16 protein-coding genes are annotated in these 20,367 nt (G+C 38.0%); all 16 read right to left on the minus strand.

Translation table 11 applies throughout. From position 1 onward, the window contains the following. Positions 1-61 precede the first annotated feature (61 nt). Positions 62-1,510, minus strand: coding sequence for an MOP flippase family protein (locus tag F8562_RS01530; RefSeq protein ID WP_014838946.1), 1,449 nt, complete (start codon positions 1,508-1,510; stop codon positions 62-64). A gap of 21 nt (positions 1,511-1,531) precedes the next feature. Next, positions 1,532-2,350 (minus strand): glycosyl transferase family 2, encoded by an 819-nt coding sequence (locus F8562_RS01535; protein WP_094909410.1) that lies wholly within the window; start codon positions 2,348-2,350, stop codon positions 1,532-1,534. Positions 2,351-2,364: 14 nt separating this feature from the next. Continuing rightward, positions 2,365-3,300, minus strand: coding sequence for a hypothetical protein (locus F8562_RS01540; protein WP_089046378.1), 936 nt, complete (start codon positions 3,298-3,300; stop codon positions 2,365-2,367). A gap of 31 nt (positions 3,301-3,331) precedes the next feature. Then, positions 3,332-4,453 carry a glycosyltransferase gene (locus F8562_RS01545; RefSeq protein ID WP_014838950.1) on the minus strand — a complete coding sequence of 374 codons (1,122 nt, stop codon included), beginning with the start codon at positions 4,451-4,453 and terminating at the stop codon, positions 3,332-3,334. A 20-nt stretch (positions 4,454-4,473) separates the two neighbouring features. Next, the gene (locus tag F8562_RS01550; protein ID WP_094909409.1) at positions 4,474-5,634 is read right to left on the minus strand and encodes an EpsG family protein; all 1,161 of its coding nucleotides are present in this window, start codon (positions 5,632-5,634) and stop codon (positions 4,474-4,476) included. Positions 5,635-5,659: 25 nt separating this feature from the next. Beyond that, on the minus strand, positions 5,660-6,802 hold the full coding sequence (locus F8562_RS01555) for a glycosyltransferase (protein ID WP_089046379.1): 1,143 nt from the start codon (positions 6,800-6,802) through the stop codon (positions 5,660-5,662). Then, positions 6,799-7,677 (minus strand): glycosyltransferase family 2 protein, encoded by an 879-nt coding sequence (locus F8562_RS01560; protein WP_042934127.1) that lies wholly within the window; start codon positions 7,675-7,677, stop codon positions 6,799-6,801. Before F8562_RS01560 ends, F8562_RS01555 begins: the two co-directional genes overlap by 4 nt. Then, positions 7,674-8,507: a glycosyltransferase family 2 protein gene (locus tag F8562_RS01565; protein WP_042934128.1), complete on the minus strand. Its 834-nt coding sequence runs from the start codon at positions 8,505-8,507 to the stop codon at positions 7,674-7,676. The genes F8562_RS01560 and F8562_RS01565 overlap by 4 nt, the downstream gene beginning before the upstream one ends. Positions 8,508-8,633: 126 nt before the next feature. Continuing rightward, positions 8,634-9,551, minus strand: a complete 918-nt coding sequence (locus F8562_RS01570) for a glycosyltransferase family 2 protein (RefSeq protein WP_014838953.1) — start codon at positions 9,549-9,551, stop codon at positions 8,634-8,636. 26 nt (positions 9,552-9,577) lie between these two features. Beyond that, the gene (wbaP, locus tag F8562_RS01575; protein WP_094909408.1) at positions 9,578-11,005 is read right to left on the minus strand and encodes an undecaprenyl-phosphate galactose phosphotransferase WbaP; all 1,428 of its coding nucleotides are present in this window, start codon (positions 11,003-11,005) and stop codon (positions 9,578-9,580) included. A 110-nt stretch (positions 11,006-11,115) separates the two neighbouring features. Beyond that, entirely contained in the window at positions 11,116-13,281 is a 2,166-nt protein-coding gene (locus tag F8562_RS01580) for a polysaccharide biosynthesis tyrosine autokinase (RefSeq protein WP_014838955.1), read from the minus strand. 17 nt (positions 13,282-13,298) lie between these two features. Further along, a complete protein-coding gene (locus F8562_RS01585) occupies positions 13,299-13,733 on the minus strand; it encodes a protein-tyrosine-phosphatase (RefSeq protein WP_042934129.1) in 435 nt (144 codons plus the stop codon). Then, positions 13,733-14,869 carry a polysaccharide export protein gene (locus F8562_RS01590; protein WP_014838957.1) on the minus strand — a complete coding sequence of 379 codons (1,137 nt, stop codon included), beginning with the start codon at positions 14,867-14,869 and terminating at the stop codon, positions 13,733-13,735. Before F8562_RS01590 ends, F8562_RS01585 begins: the two co-directional genes overlap by 1 nt. Before the next feature lie 130 nt (positions 14,870-14,999). Beyond that, positions 15,000-16,433 (minus strand): capsule assembly Wzi family protein, encoded by a 1,434-nt coding sequence (locus tag F8562_RS01595; RefSeq protein ID WP_014838958.1) that lies wholly within the window; start codon positions 16,431-16,433, stop codon positions 15,000-15,002. 1,001 nt (positions 16,434-17,434) lie between these two features. After that, a complete protein-coding gene (locus F8562_RS01605) occupies positions 17,435-18,064 on the minus strand; it encodes a phosphatase PAP2 family protein (protein WP_014838959.1) in 630 nt (209 codons plus the stop codon). Between the two features lie 474 nt (positions 18,065-18,538). Next, entirely contained in the window at positions 18,539-19,435 is an 897-nt protein-coding gene (galF, locus tag F8562_RS01610) for a UTP--glucose-1-phosphate uridylyltransferase GalF (protein ID WP_016946203.1), read from the minus strand. Positions 19,436-20,367: the final 932 nt, after the last annotated feature.

The raw sequence follows: 20,367 nt of genomic DNA on the forward strand, positions 1-20,367 counted from the left end.
TGCTATCACATAGCTATCGATATCATTCTTAGCTCATAAATATTATGAAGAAAGCTAGATGTTAATTTGAAAGCCTTTTTTGTCTCGATAGAAATTTCAATAACATTTTATGCTCAAGGACTAAAACGCAAAAGAAATAAACCAATATGCCCATTATAATTTTCATTATCAATGATAAAACCAAAACATTATGAGAAACAAAATCCTCAGAAAAATAACGCAAGACAGAATACATTACAAATGCTGAAAAAAGTGGCTTCCAGATAGTTTGGAATAACTCAACAAAGCGTCCACCTATTACCGAAAAAGCCAAATACATATTAGGCACAAACATTAAAACATTTGCAGCACAATACAATATAACAAGTACTTTCAGACTATAAAAAGCACCTATCAAGAAAGCGCTAATTTGCAAAAATGCGTTATATATTGAAATTCTTAACAAAACATTTGTTTTTGCATGAGACATAAAGACAGCGCCTGTTGTACTAACTAACGACTGCATGATCGCAACAGGAGCAAGCCATACTAATATACCTGGAATCTGAACCCACTTATTACCAAAAACAAATAAAACAAACTCATCGCTAACAGCACAAACCCCCAACATTAACGGCGGTATTATAAATGAAATAGCCCGGAGTGTTTTTAAATATATCTTATATGCTTCTTTAGGATCATTTTGCAATCTGCTAAGTAAAGGATAAAGAGAACGTGTCAGAACAAATGTAATATTTTGAACTGGAAACAACATTATGCGATAAGCTAGAGAGTACTGACCTAAGAGATCAGCAGAGAAAAAACGTCCAATTATAATTTGATCACTATTCCTAGAAAAATAATTTATTATATTAAACCCTATTAGATTAGAGCTAAATGAAAAAATTGATTTTATATCAATAAGACTAAACTTGAATTTAGGCAACCATTTTGAATAAAACCAAAAGCCAAGTGAACTTAATACCGAATATAAAAGTGTCTGCAAAACAAGGCTATAGACCCCACCACCATTCATTGCATATAACACAGCTATTGATAACGACAGAAGAGATGAAAAGATTTCTACGGCTGCAATTTTATTAAATTTCGAATCTCTCTCCAGCAATGCCAAATGAACACTAGTCACACTATTTATAGGGAAGGCTATAGCTACCAGACTTAAGGTTGAGCTAACAAGAGGCTCCTTGAAGAAAGCAGCAATCAAACCTGAACAAAAATAAACCAAGAAAAATAAACCAGCCCCCATTAATAAATTCAGATAAAAAACGCTACATATTAGCTCATCTGTAACGTTATCTTTCTGTATAATCGCAGCGGAAGATCCCATATCTCGTAACACATTAACAAAATTAACAACAATAACAGTCATTGCCATGATGCCAATTTCAATAGGAGTAAGATATCGAGAAAAAAAGACCATTGCTAATACTTGGCATAAAACACGTATAACCTGAGAGAGAGAAACCCATTTAACATTATAAAGTAAGCTCATTGGGATATTTCCAACCATTAAAGATCAATGCTAAGATCATTATATTTTAAAATAGCGATCAATGTTTTTTTGTGTCTTATCATTATTCGAAAGACTAATCCCAACATATCCAAAAACAGCCAACTTGAATTTGTACATTAAACGTAAAAAAATGCCACCTGAAAATTTACTCGTATTTTCATGATTTAGCGAGTAACTTGAGTGCTGGATTTCTTGAACACAACACAGTGCTTGAGGACAACTCTTAACAGCAGTACCCGACAATCTCAAAATCTTACTTATCCATAGATCATCTGTTTTGGGGGCAACCTCAAGATAAGAAATATCGTTAATAAACTTATCATTTATCATTTTCTTTTTAATTACACACCCCCCGACACCAGTAATAATGAAATCATCACTATAAACACTACAAATATTAGCTAAAGGATATCTATTGTAGCTTTGATAGTAACCAAAGAGATTTCTGTTCATAAGCCTTATTCTAGATGCTACTGCATATTTTTCTTCAGAGGCATAAAAAGAAGTCAACAAAAGCTCCAGCCAATTGGAAGAATAAATAACATCATCATCAGCATAGACCAGAACATCTTTATCAGAAGCCTCCTTTAACATAGGAAATATTTTTCGATAAGGCCCGGTATTATCAGTGTATTTTATATTAAGAATATCATACAGACTATTTATCTCATCAACCCAGCTCGGGATAGCAAATATGCCTTTGTCTGCCATATAAGCATCTCTAGATATCCATAAAAAAATTTTATCAGGCAGACAACTTTGATGGATCAAGGACCAAACGGTAGCGGAACAAAGCTCTAAACGCTCAGATGTTGTCGTTAAATTCACAATAACCATAAAAACCCTTAACCTTAATTAGCATCTCTTTTATTAATAAAATATAATACCAAACTGCTATGTGCTGAAATATTATTGTCATCAGCAATTATTTCCGGACTTTTATTCCAACTTTGTAGTACTGCAACATTTGGAATGAGGGAACCTATCGAGAGAACTTTATCAATATTAAGTCTTGCACTCTTCATCCATAGTTCAGAGTTGTACCACTGATATGCTGAATTAAAAATTATACCATTTTCAAGGTTGTTTTTTTTCGTCAACTGATGTAGCAATGTTATTTCATTTTCCCAATCATCGCGCCATGATACATCGTCGTGAAGAAATTTTAGAGGCTTGTCATTTTTATTATTAAAAGCCACAAACCAATTATTAAATAAATTATATTTTTCAGTCATTGTTAGATGCTTAAATGCACCTATTGGCTCGATCTCTCCGACAATTACGTTTGGATAGTAAGCATAAACAATCTTTAAAGAATCCGATATTTTCGAAGCCAATACATCTAAGTTATAATTAACTGCAGCAGGTCCATTCATATAATGAGCAAAATAAAGAGGCTCATCAAGTGCAACATAATCAAGCTTCGCATTTACGGCCTTTAATTTCTTCATGACAGACTCAATAAGCCCTTTGCGTTGAAAAGACTCTATTTTGAATCCACGGCCATTCTCTTCCCAGACTAGGGGAGGTAATTCGACAGCAATTTGAATATTATTGGATTGTAAAAAGCTAATTTTCTTTTTTAATCCCTCATAACTATCATTTAAAATCAGCTGATAATAAAACTTGTAAACATCGATATCTCCTCTTGAATGAGCCCATTTTTTTTCCAGTTGTTTATCAGTAATAAACCCAGAATCATTTGGACAAAACCAGATTTTAACTGAGGCAAATGAAACATTATTCATGCATAAAATAATAAATAAAAGAAGAATTTTTTTTACCATTATCACCTCAACAAAACGACATAACATATAGTTATTTAAGAAAAGACAGAAGGTAAGACAATTGTTTTTCCCAAGATAATTCTCCCACAGCAAACTCACGCATTAAAAAAGGTGTATTAACTGGTAATTCAACATACCATTTGATAACATTTTCAATATTAATATCGTTTTCATCCGGAGATACAGTTAATGAAAAAAACTGATTATCGAAAACGACATCATCGTGACTTTTAATAAATGGCAAACCCAACGCTGTATATTCTTTTGATTTAAGAGAACTATTTTGATTTGTTCCTGTTCTATGGCGACCTAATGAGTCAACGGCAATATCACTTTCTTCATAGATTTGAATAAGTTTATCTCCATGAAGTGGCCCAGTGAAAGAAATTAAGTTATCCAACTTTAATTCTGCAACAATATTTTGAAGCCGACTTAACTCTGGTTCCCCTGCACCAACAATTTTAAGCTGTACCTCATAATCACCTTCATAATTTGCAATTGAATGTATGAGACGATCAAGTCCATGCCAGAAAGATAACCTCGCTACCGCAACAAAGTTAATTGTATCGCGAAATTTTGGTTTACAAGATCTCAAAAGCTTTAAGCTGGAAAGATCGATTCCATTTGAAATCTTACATGCAGGGATTCCCCATATATGTGATACATCACAACCCATATAAGGAATTAAGGAAATTTCCCTTCGATAAAAAAAGAATCCAAGATGGAAACAAATCTCAGAAACAAACCCTTGAAATCCACGAACTTCTTTCCGGTAAGGGAAAGTTGGTATCTCCATGCATATTTTACTATTCCCATTCTTTTTAATAACTTTATTAACAACCCTACCCAATAATAACGATGAAATTCCACCAAGAGGTTTCCTTATATACAGGAGCTCATACTTACCATTAATTAACTTTGCAAGCTCATTATAGTAAGATATTTTTGAATATAAGAATGTTATCTTTTCCCTAATATTACCTAGAGTGCATGTATTAATATTTTGAACAACGCCATATCCTTTTTCCCTATATACCAAATCGACATCATAATTGAGTCTAGCGAAGGCATTCGCCATCGCTAATACTTTCTTCCATACTCCATCTGACTCGTCTTTTTCAATGGCCGTAACAAACAATAATTTTTTCTTCATTTTAAATTCTTCAGATAGTATTAATAAGAACCGATAACCAAGGGATGCCGCCAAAACCAAAGAGATAAATATAGTAATATAAATATAGAGTAGAAAAGCGATACTATGTATCTTCTTTTTACGGTGGAATCATAACTCGCTATTGCTTCATATAAAACAATTGGATTTAAAAGAGCACACCAATAAAAATTCCTAATAAACCACACCATGGAAATTAGCAAAGTAGAATAAAGTACGATGCCTAGTTGTAGAGTATATAACTGGTAAAAAGATACTGAAGGTACTATATTCTTTTTCCGAAAAACCCACATAAAAAAGAACGATATCACTGAAAAAAATATTAACTCTAACGAAGAGTAGATACGCCTAAAAATATTACCATCGTAAAATAAAGCACCTTCCACATCGCCACCAAGGTATGCGCCAAATTTACTATTTATATCAACATTGCCAATACCACCGCCAAGAGATGAAATGAAGCTCATTTTACCAATGAGCATGTTGATAAAATCGAAATTGATAAAATAAGAAACAAGAAGTAATGAGGTAGTGATGATTGATAATGCGTAAATGAGTTTTGGTTTGCTTGCCAAAAACTGAGAAAATAAAAAAATCAATACAATAAGCATCGCTCCCCAGTGGAAAAATAGCGATAAAGTCATTACTAAGAGACCTAGCAGTTTGCTATTTTTTATATAAATATGTATACCGATCATTAATACTAAAACAGCCACACCTTGCCTATACACATTAATAGACAAGTCAAGTATACTTATACTTGAAAAACAAAACAATAAAATAAATGTTTTATATTCTTTTTTACAATAAAGAAAAATATTCAGAGATAATAGAGCAACGAAAAAAATCGATGACCCTATAAGGTAACCAGACTCACTTGAAGAAAATAAACTTATAGATTTCATTAACAAATGAAATCCTTCCCCCCAGGGAAACACATTTGTATATTGCAAATTTCGAAATACGCTTATGTACATCTGTGTATCAGGTAGTGAAGCATTTCTGATAGAGTAAAAATAACATAGAAAAAAAGATAACATCAAAAACAAAACAAAATCCAATCTTTTATTCTTACTTAAATATGCTACATTCGCTCCAAATAAAAACAAAATCTGAATAAGAAAAACAAGGAGTGACCATGAGTCAAGAAAAAATAAAGGCATTTAACAATCTCCAAGACATGTGTGTTCAGTCCATTAATATCAATTCTTTCAACTCATTCCAGTCTTGTAGAACTTTCCATTTATTATTCGAAGTATTACTAACGTTTTGCTCTTTTGACGCTCCATTAAAATGTGCTATACCCAAAGCAAAATTAAGTAACAATGTCATTAATTCATGGCTATCATCTGGCGAAAAATAAGCAACTTTCTTATAAGTACCAATAGTTTCTTTAGCATAAGGTAGATCTGCAGCTAAAAGATTTTGCTCTGCATCCATAGCCTCGGTCAGTGGCAATCCCCAAGTCTCTAGTTTTGAAGGAAAGATTACTCCATCGCATTCATTTGACAATATTTTTTTTATCTCAGAATGAGACTTAAAACCTATGAATGAAATATTTTCAATGCTCTTACGCTGGCATATGTCAATTATATAATCTCCATATTTGTTATGCCCCTTACTAAAGGTAAGCAATATCTTGCATGATTTATATATATCGGGATGTTCTTTTTTCAAAATATCCATTGCATCTATAAGCACCTCCATATTCTTAAAGACACGTGGAATGGCAGGATATATAAGCGTAAAACCCTTATTTTTTTTGTCGTTATCATCGGGACAATCGTTTTTTTCATGTGCTTTATGAACTGGGCGTGAAACAATTATATTATTAATTTTATAAAAGGAATGAAACGAATCAGCAATCCAGCTTTGCTGCACCACAACAGCATTATTTTTCTTTATATTGATGGCATACAAAAACCTGTAAAATTTAGTAAACAAAAAGAATTTTTTGTCTATAAAAAAATCACTTAACTTCGCCTGATAAAAGGGCGAGGGATTATGACAATATACATATTGCTTAGTTGCTTTTACTCTTGCAGTTATGTCATGTAGACAAAACCAAACATCCGGTTGAATTTCCTTTCTAATAGTTTCTGAAGTTACAAATTCAAACCAAATTCGTTTAAACCAACTAGACTTTATTGATGGAAATTCTAGAAAATGGAAATTTTCTAAACCAATAAATTCTTCAAACAATTTTTTATCATGGACCAAGCAATAGACTTGGATTTTACAATCTGTGCGCAGGATCGAAATGACATTTTTATAAATTGTTAAAATGCCACCTTCGGTCATGTTAACACCTGAAAGAACAATTTTTTTCATTTTATACTCCAAAGTATAATAAACAGCACAGTATATAATGTTCTTTCTCTAATAAATGGAATGACATTATTAAATAAGGTAAATTTATGTTCTGCCATTTTTTTATCGTGTTCCAAAAAGCGAACAGTAGCTATATTTTTATTAATTCCTGACATTGTTTTCCGTAATCGGCTAAGTTTACTAAAAATATTTCTTTTATGCGAGCCTACCAAGTTACCTGAATGCTGTCGATATAGGACATGTTTTCTTTCATCATAAATTAACATACCGAACTTAAGAGCATTATAAGCAAACCAATGGTCATGCATAGTAATATTGCATGGTGCCAAGCCTGCTTTAGACAACAAAGCTCTATTGAAGATAGTAGTGCATCCATAGATCGTAGAACGCCAAATCAAATATCGCTCATCTAGGTTATTTAGAGGATTTAAACTATTTAGTACATAAAAATCACTCCCAATAACATTCAACTTTTCATCAACAACGCACAAATTAGAAAAAACTAAACACGGTGTCGGCTCGTTGCAATTACTTTCTGCCTTTTGTATCTTATTTAAAAGTAACTCCACTTTATCATTCAACCATACATCATCCTGATCAGAAAATAGAATATAGTCAGCAGTTGTTTTCTCTAAACCGTGATTGAAATTATTAATAACCCCTGCAGGATGATTTGACTTATAAAATTCAACCCTTGAATCTTTTTCCATTATTTTTTTTACAACCTTCTGAGTATTATCAGAAGAACCATCATCAGAAACTATCAACCTAATATTTTTATGGGTTTGTTCTAATATAGAGTTAATTTGTTCCTTAATATACAATTCACCATTGTATGAAGCGAGAACAATATCAACTAAAGTATCATTATTCACTCTCGCTCCTTAAACTCTCCAGTAATATTGCACAAACCATCTTTAAAACCCCGAATGATATATTTAAATCTAGTTTTCCTAGGTGAGCACAATAAGAAAATTATTGGCTTATGGCATAGGTAGTACATTGTCTTAATTTTAAATTTTAGACTAAAACTATTGCTTTTAAGACTTAGTATCCAGTTCCTAATAAGGTAGTATTGTCTCACCGGTGATCCAATTCGTACTTGTTTGCCAAATAGTGTTGGGTAATCATTATCATCAATATTATGCTCCATCTTTATATTTTGAATTTGATAACTTTTATATCCATGTTTTTTTGCTCTATGACACCATTCAACATCGATTAAATCTATAAACCACTCAGACTTAAAATAACCAACTTTATCAAATATACTTACGTTATAAAGTGACCCTGATGCTATTATAAAGTCCTTTTCAATGGCATCTATCGTGTTATTATTCATATCTTCATAATTTGGACCCACACATGCAATTCGCTCTTTAAAATTCATTGAATTGAAAGCATGAATCATTTTTGATACGAAGGCATCGTTAATTTTAGTATCCTGATCGAAAATAAATACATTATCCATACCTATTTCAATGGCATATTTAATGCCTTGGTTTTGAGCTTCTGCTATCCCTCTATTACTTCTATTTAGTATTATTGTATTTTTTTTCCCACTTAATAAATTTTCCAAATCGTAGTTAATTTTTGAATTATCGACAACAATAATATGATCAACATATTTATCAATATGTTTTACGAAGCGGCTTACCAAATCTATATTTGGATTGTAAGTTACAAGAACCACACCAACTTTCATATTTTATACCTTCTACACGCAGCTAGGCTGGTACTCATAAAATATATGCCCTTTCGATATTAAAAAAGTCATTTTTTCACTTAGAATAATATCAGCCTCTAAGATAGAGTATTATCTATTATCCATTTATTTATAGGAATCCCAGAAGCGTTTATGCATGCTCAGCTTCTTAATTATTTTTATTGGGATTTTTTTATAATTCAATCCTAATTTAAAACCGAAAATCTTCATAAAATTATTAAGAAATGCATATGGAATCCATAGTGGTGAGTTTTTCATTAAAAAATTTAGTTCAGATATTATAAACTTTTTCCCTTCTCCCTTTGCACTTCCTATTTGATCCCGAATCCATTTTTCATCACTGTGAAAAACGCCAATATCAAAATATCGCTTAAACTCATCTAGAGGGGTATAATTATGTGAATGCCTAACAATAGCATCAGCAACATACGCCACTTTGTACCCTGAAAGAATAGCTTTCGCTGTGTAAAACATATCTTCGCAAAGTATAGTATTTGATGGAAATCCTTCTAATTTTTCAAATATAGACAATCTATATGCAGAGAAAGAATTAGACATAAAAACACTTTTTAATCCCATCCTATTAATATCTTCTTTACTGCAAGAGTAGCTTTTTTCTGAATAATTAAAATATCTCGCATGCTGTGCCAACGGGTTAGCATCTTTATGTGGTAACTGTCTTCCATACGCACAAGCAACAGAAGTATCTTCAAATATCGATAGAATTTTATCGAGAAATCCCTCTTCAGGTATAGCATCTTGCGTGAGAAATATAACAATGTCATATTTATCAATATTATCTTTAACAGCTAAATTTCTCGTTCCTCCATGATTGAATTCTCTTTTATCAATACACATTACGTTAAAATTTGATTCCCTAGCAATTTCCACTGTATCATCAGTACTACCAGAATCAATTATTTGAACAAACGTATTTTCTGAAGAAAACTTTTTTATATTATTAGCCGATTCACGCCAAATATCCCCGCCATTATATGTTGGGATTGCAATATAGAATTTCATGTTTTGAATCTTCTTTTAAGTAGACCTTAGTATGCACCATCTTTTTTTAATACAACCGCTACAGTTTTAAATAAAATGGCAATATCATTCCACATAGACCAATTTTTTACATACCATGCATCAAGATAAACACGAGTTTCGTAATCTACATCACTCCTACCGCTAACTTGCCATAAGCCAGTCATACCTGGTTTGCTTAACAAATAGTAATCAACTTCATCATTATAGCGCTCTAGCTCTGCGGTAATAATTGGCCGGGGACCTACAAGGCTCATTTCGCCCTTTAATACATTAAATAGTTGAGGTAACTCATCCAAACTAGTCCTACGTAAAAACCCTCCAATTTTAGTTATTCGAGGATCATTCTTCAGTTTAAATGTAGCATCCCATTCTTTTTTTGCTGCAGCATCGTTGGCTAATAAATTTTCAAGGACTTCTTTTGAATTAATAACCATTGATCGGAACTTAAGACATTTAAACGGCTTTCCATCTTTACCGATCCGTTCATGCCCGTAAATGGCTGGACCACCATCTTTTTTAACTTTTCGACTGATATAAAGTAATATAGGAGACAAAGCAATAATAATTGTGATAGAACCTGCTAAATCAAATATTCGCTTTAAAATTCGTGAAGACCACTTTGCAAGATTTTGTTGGACACGAAAAATCATAACTTCATGACTAAATATAAATGACATATCGGTACTATCTAACGGCATTCCTCGTAATGTTGGAATAACGGAGACATAACGAAAGCCTTTAATCATAAAATTACGTAACCAAGTATTACGCATCTCGCTTTGATTTGATTCAACAGCAACAATAAATTGTGTTTTTTTATCAATCGTTGCTAACCAGTTTATATGATTGGGTAGTACATTAATACCATCAATGTTCTCACCAGCAGTTCTTCCTCCTTCACTGGCAATAAACCCCACAATATTTAAGCCAAGATTCCGCTCACTGCTTATCGCTTTATAAGCTTCATGTGCATTTTCTCCACTACCGATAATCCACGTGTCGCGTTGCCAGTAACCAAGCGTATTCAAAATACGCTTAGTCACCATACGCGAAACAGGAACAAGGATCATAACAAATACCCATGTTAGCATCCAAAGAGATCGGGAATATGTCCATGTTGTAAATGCAATAACGGCTATTTCAATAACTGCAAATATTACTAAAGTTCTTAGGATTTCTTTTAATTCAAACCAGAAAGTTTTGCGATAGAAGTAATGACGCAACCGCATTGCATACCAACCTACACAGCAGAATGCTAATAACCAATGCAAGGCAATCCAACCTTCGCTTTGAACAATATTAGCCGTATATTCATACTGGTTGGCTGTAATTGGTATCATGGCCATGGCTAAATAGATAGGGATAATGAAACTGATAAAATCAGATAAGGCTAGCGTTGTACTAACTAAAAAATTCCTGCCGAGGAGTGTCATGATTCCCTCTCAATATATGTAATCTTCTATAAGCAGTAAAATTCAAACAAAGGCTAGAAGCTTAATAGTAAAAAAATCAAGCCGGATCACCAACAATCCGGCTTATATTTTTATTTATCGTCTGTATAAGAGTATCCATAGTGGCTATAGCCATAACCATAATAACTACTGGCTTTTTTCACTACACCATTTAAGATACAACCTTTTACCATGACACCACTTTGTTCAAAACGTTTGAAGCCAACTTCAATTTCCTTAGTTGTGTTCTGCTCAAATCTAGCAATCAGTAATGTCGTTCCAGCATAATGGCCAATAATAGCAGCGTCTGTTACAGCCAATATCGGTGGTGTATCAAGTATAACAATATCATAATTCTGACTTGCCCAAGTAATCAGTTCACCCAATCGGCGATGCATCAATAACTCAGCTGGATTAGGTGGAACTATTCCTCGAGATATATAATCAAAGCCCGCTATCGGAACAGATTTTATTGCTTTTTTTATCTCAGCCTTTCCTGACAGAATATCAGAAATACCATTCTCGTTATTTAACTTAAATAATTTATGTGTATAACCTTTTCGCATATCCATATCAATAAACAGGACTCTCTGCCCCGTCTGAGATATTATCGCCGCAAGGTTGGAACTTACAAAGGTTTTCCCGGCATTTGGGCTTGCTCCGGAAATCATCAGAACATTGTTCCGCGCCTCCATCATCGCAAAATGAAGACTAGTACGTAAGCCACGGATAGCCTCAATCGCTAAATCCGCTGGATTTTCCACAGCCAGGAAACTTTCGTATTCATACTCTGCTTTTTTCTTCAGTCTCATAGTCTGAATACTTTTTTTTGCAAATGTTTCCGAAACGGGGATGCTGGCATAAACATTTATACCTAGCTCTTCTAATTGTTCTGGGCTTTCAATTCCTCGACGCAAGAATACTCGTAACAATACTAGTCCAATTGATATCATTCCCCCTAAAATAATACCAACTAATAAAATTATTACCTTTTTAGGTTTTACTGGCTTAGGTTGGGCTACAGCATTATCGATAATTCTAACATTACCAATAGCGCTAGATTTAGCTATATTTAACTCCTGCTGACGGTTCAAAAGTTGCATATACACCGCTTGTCCTGAATCAACATCTCGGCTTAATTGTAATATATCTTGCTGCGTCTTAGGCATCGCTGAAATACGATGATTCAGTTTCGTCTTTTCATCCTGTAAAGTCTTACGCTTCTCCATTAGCGCCTTATAGGTAGGATGCTCTTTAGTGTATAGCTGTGAAATCTCAGATTCTCTAAATGTCAGTTCATTCAATTGATTATCAACATTTACTATCTGTTCAAGAACAGATTTTGCTTCTAAAGAGAGATCTACAGAATCTTTCTGTCGACGATATTGGTTTAACTTATCTTCAGCAGAATCTAATTCATTACGCACTTTAGGTAGCTGTTCGCTTAAAAACTCTAGGCTTTTTGCATCCTGAGCAGCTTGACGAGCTACATTTTGTGCCAAATAATTATTACTGATACTATTGAGAATTTTCTCCAACAACAGTGGGTCAGGACCTGTTAATGATAGGCTTAATATCCCTGTATCTTTACCCTGATCGACAACTGAGAACTTATCTTGCAGATCCGTAATAGCTTTCAATTTGCTCACATAAGATATGATAAATACAGAACCGGGTTCTGCATCGATATTATCTATCTTCAGAGAGATACCGTTGCGATCCAGCAAAGTGCCTGACTCACCCATAATATTTTTATCGTTGAAAGTCACACTAAAGTGGGTTTTATCTTTAACAGTTAATTCCAATTTGGGAATATCACCCTCACTTTCCGAAGGTAAATAAAGTCTGCTTACTGTCAAGGAACCATGGTCTTTACCGGTTAGACGTGCCCACCCTTTTCCAATTAAAGGAAAATAATGTTGTTCGACCCGAGCTTGCAAATTCAAATCATCAACCGTTTTGCCCAAAATCATCCGCGACTGCAACAACGCAATTTCCGGGGCTGACTGCGGTTGGCTATCAGGTAACATCTGACTTAGGCTACTCAGGATAGCATTGCCTTGCTTTTGCTCTACCTGCAATAGCGCGTCAGCCTGATAGATAGGAGTGGCAAAAAGTGCATATAGAAGTGCAACCAACGTAAATAATGCAGTAACTGATACAATCAGCTTCCTATGGTCGATAAGCTCACCAACAAGACGTCCAAGATCAATTTCATCCGCCTCTTTGTCGACGGGTCTGTTTTTCACTGATGACATGCAATGATTCCTGATAATTATGCGCCCAACTTCTCGGCCCAACGTAAGCCAGCCTGCTCGATCAACTGATATACCGAAGCAAACGCTTCATCGCTTTTACGATAGGGATCGGGGATTTCCTTTTGGTTAATCCATTGGCCAAACAGCATTGTTTTCCCTCTAGCTTCGGGAGCAATGCGACCGATTTGTTCTAGATGAGATTTTTCCATTACCAAAATCAGATCATAATGTCGGCCAAGTGATGAGGTAAATTGCCGTCCTTTATGCCCAACTAATGAAATACCATGTTTCTCCGCAATTCTTATTGCGCTATCATCAGCACTATGATCAACTAAAGCACCAGTACCCGCTGAATCAATTTTTTTATTTGGTAATGCTTGCCTTAAAATACGCTCACCTATAGGCGAACGGCAAATATTTCCCGTGCAAACAACAAGAATAGAATCAAACATTATTTCATATCCTTGATGAATTTCACTGTTTCAGTCATATCGTGAACCCCGCTAATAGTCGGAACTAACTGCGAAATGACACGATTCCAACGGACCAGAGGTGCCGTAGTAACATAGACAATATCATAGGGTTGTAGCTGAAATTCTGTACCTAACACCATTGCGGATGCATCTTGCGCATTCAATTGATAGATATTAGCTATCTTACCCTGTTTATCTCCCTGCAATTGGCGAATTACAAATACACCTGTAGCATCGCTAAAGGCTTGTGACATTCCTTCCGCATTGCCTAGTGCTTCAGCCAACGTCATACCGCTGCGATCCATCTTCATGGTACTCTGTTTACCCACTTCACCCATGACAAATACTTTCAGATCGTCATTACGTGGCACAAATAAAATATCGCCAGGATAAAGCATATAGTTCTGAGTTAGGTCACCTTTCTGCATCAACGCATATAAAGAGATTTTAGTATCTTTACCATTATGCGTAAGTACAACGTTACGCCAATCTGCATCGGCTTCTAAACCTCCAGCTGCGTTTATGGCGTCCATAACGGTTAGCGGTATATTCGTAATTGGCTGCTGGCCTGACTTAGCAACTTCACCTGTGACATAAGCTTTCTGCGATCGAAACGCAGCAATACTGACATCAACCTGCGGACTTTCAATATACGTAGTGAGACGATTGGCAATCTCTTGTCTCACTTGCGTTAATGTCTTACCCGCGACCTGAACCTTACCGATATACGGATAGAAAATAGTCCCGTCAGAGTTTACCCAGTTTCCCGTGTCACTTGCGCTACGATACTGACCTGCCGGGGTAGTGAGCTCAGGGTGATCCCAAACAGTAACCATCAGCACATCGCCAACGCCAATGCGATACTCATAGCTTTTTAACAGGCTATCCAATTGGGGATTTGAACGAGCAATGACGGGTTCGGGGCGGAGTTTATCTATCAGACCGGGCGTCATAGGATAAACATTCACTAGTTTATCTAGATCGTAATCGCTATCCGGTAGCTCAACCACATTCTTACGAAGGCTATTCAATCCCTGACCTGGCATGATTGTACAAGCAGATAAAACCCCTATTGCTAGTGCCAATGCCGAAAATCTAACAATTTTTTTCTTCATAATGTCACATCATCAGTAAACTAAAAGTGTCTAATTCCCAAACTACCGCGCATTTTTTAGCTCTTCACAGGCAGCTGAAACCAGTGTTCATATACTAGCCTGCTGACATCCTAAATTTGCTGTAGCTGAGCTATAAATTAAATGGTATTTCGATCCCGGCACTGGCACCAACATCGTCGGTGTCGCTGTTATCAGCATCGGTGTACCAGAGGGAAGTATTTAAACGCACTGATTTATATACATCCCCGCTCCAGCCCAACTGCACTCCTTTCAGAGTATCCGCTTGCGGGAAGGCTTTATTAATCGACTGGCTTTTGGGATTGACCTTGGCATAGGCCAGACGTGCGCTCCAACGCTGGTTATCTTCTGTCACCAATTCAACCTTACCGGCATACAATTGGCCATCACCGCCCATGGCGTCACCCAGAGGATAACCCTGCTGATAGTAACCATCCTTGTAAATATGGTGGGTATAGCTGTAATTGGTCCCATTCATATTTGTACGCGTATCATGCGCTTCTACATACCAGTTGACGGCATCTTTGCCCCAACCGTGGTGTCCCTCAACTCCACCAAGGTACATATTTGCCGATGGAAGATAGCCGGCCTCATCTTCACCAATCATCTGCCCATAGAAACTAATCGGCCAACCAAGCGTAGGCTCTAGCTTAAATTTGAAATCAAAACCGGCTAGCTGGTTCCCCGGTTCATTCGCTGTACCGGTGTTATCTTTACCCGTAAAACCATCCCAGAAGCTGCTAAACGACTCCGGTCTCCCCTCCCCACCCCACTGCATAATGCGCGATGCGCCCAGTTCAAGGGACTGGAAAGGAGAAAACGTCAGACGCCCGCCGATAATTTTGGTATGCGGAACGGCGGTATATTGATTCATCTGACTGGCGGAAATCTGATACTGCCACGGGCCAATCCAGCGCAGCCACCAGGTTTCCGGTGCGGCCTGTTCAGCACGCTGCATTAAAACGCCGGTCATTGGCCGCATCGCATCACCGCGGATCAGGCTGCCTTCATAACCCGGCCCCCACCACTGCGGCATCTGACCAAATGAGAGCCACTGGTTCCAGAACTTAACCGCACCATAGGCGCCGTTAGCATTAAAACGTGAACCGTTGCTGATGCGCTCATCACCTTCAACGTTACCCTGCAGGTGCACATCCCACCATTCGCCGCTGTTATTAAAGGCTAATGATAAAGAGCTATCCGCAGGCTGATTCTGACCAAAACCCTGCGGCGTTCCGGGCTTATCCGTTGAGGTGTAGCCGCTCACCCGAAAATCCGCTTTTAAAGAGTCGAGGCGCTGGTTGATTCGCGCCAGAACAACCTGTTCGGAAGAGTAAGAGGGTTTTGCCTTCTTAAGGGCCCGGTTAATCTCTTCCTGGCTCAGCGGCCAGGTCGACAGGCTGAGATGAATAACGCCACGATCGGAGAGCCACGCCAGATCGTTGCGCAGTTCGTTGTCATTCATCACTAACCCGGAGGCATAGGCAAGTGAGCTGGCAGAAGTAAGCAGCCCTAATGCGAGTGCGATTCGCGCAATTTTTATCATTGTACAAGATCCATTTAAAGCCCCGTTTCCGCAAGCTGGTGCGACAAGGGGAACACTGGTAGATGCAGCGCCCTCTGACGCCAACCTTTGCTATGTTTGGTCTACAGGTTTTGGCCCAAGAAAACGAAAGCATGCCGATCGGAACGCCGTGCTAAAGCTCGTTTTCTACTCGCAGGCTACCTGCAGTACACAATGTATGCGAAATTGTTATTGAAGGCTATTCCATCGCACCTCATACCCGCAGTTTATCTGCCCGCTTCAAGATGAATACGTCCTGATTTGATGACAACTCGCTAGTATATACAGGTCGCGAAGAGAATCACCTGCATGGAGTCCACTTTAGGAATTTCTGTCGCATAAAATGAGATGTGATATAGAGAAAAGGCCTGGTCGCAGGTACGCTACCGCCCTTGGCTTAACAGCTACCAATGCACTGTACTTCTTTCCCTGTAAATTCGATCGTAGATTCCGATAAATCGGCGGTTAATCCATCAAAGCAAACAATTTCGCGGCCATAAGTTTACGAGATTCTACCCTCAATTGGGAGCGTAATCTCACATTATCAGTTACGTTGCCAGCGCTACGAACCAATTGCCGATAACGCTATTGTTTTCTGCTCTTCACGTAAAAACGGAACCAGTACAAAGCAACTGAATAATCTCAACTTTATGATTTTACTGCTTTTTTCACCACAAAAAGAGTGTTGACTTAGTTTCAAGTTAATTATAGTTAGTCAACTACAAAAATTGATAGTAAAAAGAAGTATGCCACGCTGTTGTTATCATTAATAAATTCGATATTTAGCCAGAAAACTTATTTAGGAAACATCCTGGCTGATTATCATTGCGCTAATTATTGCGCAGAATGACCAATCACAAATTTATTTCATGGATATGAAATATCGCCGCTACTGCCACTTTCATCATAAATTTCATATTGCATACAATGTGAACACGACATGATTCTTTCTGAATCCTTCATCTTTTCCACGTTTGTCTGAATCAGTAAAATCGCTTATGCAGATCGGCCCGGGTAAAAGGTTTTTCCAGTGGGCCAATCTTCACCGCAATCTCACTCAGCAGAGATTGCGTCGGCGCCTTCGCCCCCGTATTCAGCAGAAGCGCCGGGATAACCACCATGCTCGCCAGACTTCCAAAGGATAACTGTGCTGTATGAGTGGCGCGAACGCGTGACTGTTGCAGCAGAAAAATTGCGCTGCCTGCGGCTCCCAGCAGTAAGCCGGCAATGACTTCAGAAGTTGAATGTGCGTGGACCATCAGTCGGGAGTAGCCAACCAGTCCGGCCAGAGCATAACCCACTATGACAGCAGTAAAACGAAGAGCTGGTGTAGCACGCGCGCACAGCAGCCATAAGAGGATTGGCCAGAAAGCTGAAGATAATGCGGTGTGCCCGCTAAAGCCAGTGAAGTCCAGCTCGCGAATCCCAATACCCCAACCCATAAATGCCAGTTTTGATGCGCAGACAATTGCGCCGGTTATGCCGAACAGCAGCGCCCAGTGCCAGGCCAGCTGCTTTGAATCTTTTCGCAGAAAAAGCACGATAAACAATACTGCCGCACTGGGTAACAGTACGGTGCTATCGCCAAAAAAAGTGACAACCTGCCAGTTCATTTATCTTTCATCCTTTGACGATCTCTCCAGTTCGCAACGCCTTTCCCGCGACATTTGTGTGGGCGTATGCAATCGTTAAGTTCACATTAATATGCACACGCTACCGTTGTTTAATGCGCAAACATGATCTCAGTCAAGTTTTATTTTCATGTTACACCTTGACTAAGGGCTGCTTACTTAAGAAAAATCTTAGTAAGTAATTATCAGCAAAGATTAAATTTTGCTTGTCTGACCATTTCATCATGCTACGTCTTATTCGACTACCAGAAGTCTCCGAACATTTGCTGCGTTCAAAAGCGATACACTATAACAATAAAACCAGCTAACTCATTGTATTTATAGGGCTATTAACCAGTTCTACGCGCAGTATCTGATATTGTGAATCTGACGTTGTGAACGGCCACGAATCCTCTTTTCGTCATCAGATAATTCGGACCGTTCACTCTCACGCGCTAATAAGCACTGACGCGAAAACTACGCCAGCAGCTTCTTAATACTCTCGCGGAATTTTGCCCCTTCTTTATGGTTACGCAGCCCGTAGCTGACAAAAGCCTGCATATAGCCCATTTTTTTGCCGCAGTCATAGCTGTCGCCAGTCATTAACATCGCATCAACCGACTGTTTTTTCGCCAGCTCGGCGATCGCATCGGTTAACTGAATACGTCCCCAGGCGCCCGGCTCGGTACGCTCCAGTTCAGCCCAGACATCGGCAGAGAGGACATAGCGCCCTACCGCCATCAGGTCGGAATCCAGGGTTTGCGGTTCATCAGGTTTTTCGATGAACTCAACGATACGGGCAACCTGCCCCGCCGATTCCAGAGCGTCCTTAGTCTGGATAACGGAATACTCGGAGAGATCGCCTTCCATCCGTTTGGCCAGTACCTGGCTACGACCCGTTTCATTGAAACGCGCCACCATCGCGGCAAGGTTATAGCGCAGAGGGTCGGCGCTGGCGTCGTCCAGAATGATATCCGGGAGCACCACCACAAACGGGTTATCGCCAATCAGCGGGCGCGCGCACAGAATGGAGTGACCTAAGCCCAGCTGCTGGCCCTGACGCACGTTCATGATCGTTACGCCAGGAGGACAGATAGCCTGCACCTCCGCCAGAAGCTGACGTTTTACGCGTTGTTCAAGCAAGGCTTCCAGTTCGTAGGAGGTGTCGAAATGGTTTTCTACGGCATTCTTGGATGAATGCGTCACCAGCACGATTTCCTTGATACCCGCAGCTACAATTTCATCAACAATGTACTGCACCATTGGCTTGTCGACGATCGGCAACATCTCTTTCGGAATGGCCTTGGTGGCGGGCAACATATGCATCCCTAATCCTGCTACCGGTATAACTGCTTTCAAACTCACCATTTTCATATCCACCCGTATGGTTATAAACCTTTTGATCCTGTCAGTTTGTATGTATCACTGGCATTTATCAGTGATGATACACGCTTGATACCTGCCATTCTGTCCGTCAAATTCTGAAATTACACGCTGAATTTAAGAATACACGCAAAGTCTACATACCAATAGACAGTTTTAAGAAAATTCTTATACGCATAGTTTCTAAAGAATTTCCATTTAATTACAATGAGTTACTCACCAACAGCACCTTATTTTATTCATAAGGTAGCGTAATGACGCTCATCGCTTCTCCATCATTTCTCTTTTAATACCTTGTAATCTTTCATCATGAATTGACACAGAACAAGTGACTGCAAAAAAATAAAAATCCAGCCCAAATAATCAATTATATTGATAATAAAATTATTTAACGTACAAAAGCGCCTGAATTGCAGCCAATTACCCGTCACGTCTGACTTCACGGTCAGCAATGATATTGCTGAAAAAAACGACGGGCAGCCCGCTGACTTAAACCCTCTTCGCTGCTGTTTTTACCGCTTGCCATCACATATAACGCTCATTACATCGTCCTGCAAAAATTGATCTACGGCAAGCCACGACATTAAGTAGTATAAAAATCCAAATTCAAGAAAATCGTTGATATATACATCAAATCTATTGATTGACTCTCGCGTTATCTAAGTAACGTATCCGCCTTCTGCTGCAGAGCAGCATGGTCCTTCACCGCTCGGGTGACATCTGGCTTAAAATCGTACGCACCGTCTCCGCCCGTATCGCTGAAATTTCGCGCGTTAATTAATAAGTCCCATCCCATAAGCGCACTGTGGAAAGGTTATATCCTGCACAACTGACTCTTTTATTTGCTGGTTTATTGGGAGGCGGGTTCAGGGCTGAGCTAATTAACAGCAGAAAATATTGCATTTTATCTATAGCTTATCCAT

The organism is Klebsiella sp. RCJ4 (genome assembly GCF_009025755.1).
Classification (GTDB): domain Bacteria; phylum Pseudomonadota; class Gammaproteobacteria; order Enterobacterales; family Enterobacteriaceae; genus Klebsiella; species Klebsiella michiganensis.

What these genes read in the sequence shown, in the direction of transcription:
- F8562_RS01530 (WP_014838946.1), bottom strand. Translation starts at nt 1,510, where the DNA reads ATGGTTGGAAATATCCCAATGAGCTTACTTTATAATGTTAAATGGGTT.
- F8562_RS01535 (WP_094909410.1), bottom strand. Translation starts at nt 2,350, where the DNA reads ATGGTTATTGTGAATTTAACGACAACATCTGAGCGTTTAGAGCTTTGT.
- F8562_RS01540 (WP_089046378.1), bottom strand. Translation starts at nt 3,300, where the DNA reads ATGGTAAAAAAAATTCTTCTTTTATTTATTATTTTATGCATGAATAAT.
- F8562_RS01545 (WP_014838950.1), bottom strand. Translation starts at nt 4,453, where the DNA reads ATGAAGAAAAAATTATTGTTTGTTACGGCCATTGAAAAAGACGAGTCA.
- F8562_RS01550 (WP_094909409.1), bottom strand. Translation starts at nt 5,634, where the DNA reads ATGCCTTTATTTTTTCTTGACTCATGGTCACTCCTTGTTTTTCTTATT.
- F8562_RS01555 (WP_089046379.1), bottom strand. Translation starts at nt 6,802, where the DNA reads ATGAAAAAAATTGTTCTTTCAGGTGTTAACATGACCGAAGGTGGCATT.
- F8562_RS01565 (WP_042934128.1), bottom strand. Translation starts at nt 8,507, where the DNA reads ATGAAAGTTGGTGTGGTTCTTGTAACTTACAATCCAAATATAGATTTG.
- F8562_RS01570 (WP_014838953.1), bottom strand. Translation starts at nt 9,551, where the DNA reads ATGAAATTCTATATTGCAATCCCAACATATAATGGCGGGGATATTTGG.
- wbaP (WP_094909408.1), bottom strand. Translation starts at nt 11,005, where the DNA reads ATGACACTCCTCGGCAGGAATTTTTTAGTTAGTACAACGCTAGCCTTA.
- F8562_RS01580 (WP_014838955.1), bottom strand. Translation starts at nt 13,281, where the DNA reads ATGTCATCAGTGAAAAACAGACCCGTCGACAAAGAGGCGGATGAAATT.
- F8562_RS01585 (WP_042934129.1), bottom strand. Translation starts at nt 13,733, where the DNA reads ATGTTTGATTCTATTCTTGTTGTTTGCACGGGAAATATTTGCCGTTCG.
- F8562_RS01590 (WP_014838957.1), bottom strand. Translation starts at nt 14,869, where the DNA reads ATGAAGAAAAAAATTGTTAGATTTTCGGCATTGGCACTAGCAATAGGG.
- F8562_RS01595 (WP_014838958.1), bottom strand. Translation starts at nt 16,433, where the DNA reads ATGATAAAAATTGCGCGAATCGCACTCGCATTAGGGCTGCTTACTTCT.
- F8562_RS01605 (WP_014838959.1), bottom strand. Translation starts at nt 18,064, where the DNA reads ATGAACTGGCAGGTTGTCACTTTTTTTGGCGATAGCACCGTACTGTTA.
- galF (WP_016946203.1), bottom strand. Translation starts at nt 19,435, where the DNA reads ATGAAAATGGTGAGTTTGAAAGCAGTTATACCGGTAGCAGGATTAGGG.